1 protein-coding gene and 1 pseudogene are annotated in these 1,195 nt (G+C 45.7%); both read left to right on the forward strand.

The window, feature by feature from the left end; translation table 11 throughout:
• The first annotated feature begins 420 nt into the window (after positions 1–420).
• Positions 421–645 (forward strand): phage protein Gp36 family protein, encoded by a 225-nt coding sequence (locus HMPREF9304_RS14850; RefSeq protein WP_231564442.1) that lies wholly within the window; start codon positions 421–423, stop codon positions 643–645.
• A gap of 158 nt (positions 646–803) precedes the next feature.
• Positions 804–1,195, forward strand: a pseudogene (locus tag HMPREF9304_RS01735) (phage portal protein family protein); the annotation flags it as partial.

Here is a 1,195-nt window from a genome sequence, read left to right on the forward strand (position 1 = left end):
CCGACCGCCAAAAATTCATGGTAGGATGGTGAGCAATTCATAATTCATAATTCATAATTCATAATTCATAATTCATAATTGGTAACACTAAACACGAAACTCATAAACTCGTAAACTAAAAAAAAATAAAAACATGCCAAGCTAACTACTCCCCTCCCTTTTGGGGAGGGGAAGGGGGAGAGGCTCTTTTAACTCGTAAACTCGTAAACTAAAAAATACAAACTCATGTTTATCACAGATGAAGANTACAGNGTNGTTATNGGCGAGGCAGCCCTGAAAACNGTATCACAGACCTCTGCCGAAAACCGGGCCAACGCAGAGAGCGAGGCACAGGAGGAGATNTCNAGNTANCTNAGNCCTGTNTATGACTGCAAAGCGGTGTTTNCCGCAGATGGCTTCAGNCGCAATAAACTCATCGTCATGTATATGTGTGACATCGCATTGTACCACATGACGGCATCCTTGCCGCAGAAGATGGGCAGTGAAATCCGGAAGGAACGATACGAACGCGCCATCAAGTGGCTGGAAGGCGTACAGGCGGGAAAGATACTGCCTGACCTGCCCATCTGTGTGGATGCGACGGGAGAACCTTCTGGCATCGGAGTAGTTTTTCACTCACAAAAACCATTGAGAAATAACTGGTAAATTGGTATGGTGATAGTCCTTTTTAGTTCACAAGTTTACAAGTTGACGAGTAAATAGACTTTTTGCTTGAAAACTATCACCTCGTCAACTTGTAAACTCGTAAACTCGTCAACTAAAACAACTATCAACTCGTAAACTCGTAAACTAAAAAAACCATCATGGATATAAAAAGATTTTTCAGCGGTTTAACAGGACGTTCTGACATGAACGTTCTACGCACGCCTTACGGCAGTTTCAATCTCGCAAAGGAGGATGACCGCAAACGTGTGAAACACGTAGTGATGGCGTTACAGCGGACCACAGATGCACTAACCCGTAAAGACATCGCAGACTGGCGCAAGGCGTGGCAGCTCGCCATAAACATTGATGAGCCAAACCGTCAGAGGCTATACGACATCTATCGGGACACAGATGCTGACGGACATCTTTCTGGCTGTGTGCGCCAGCGAGAGGGCTTCGTCATGGCAAAGTCGTTCAAACTCGTGGCTGCAGACGGGAACGAGAGCGACGAGGCATTGCATTATTTCGACCAGTCGTGGTTCAAGCAGCT

Source organism: Hoylesella timonensis S9-PR14, assembly GCF_000762405.1.
GTDB classification, from domain to species: Bacteria; Bacteroidota; Bacteroidia; order Bacteroidales; family Bacteroidaceae; genus Prevotella; species Prevotella timonensis_A.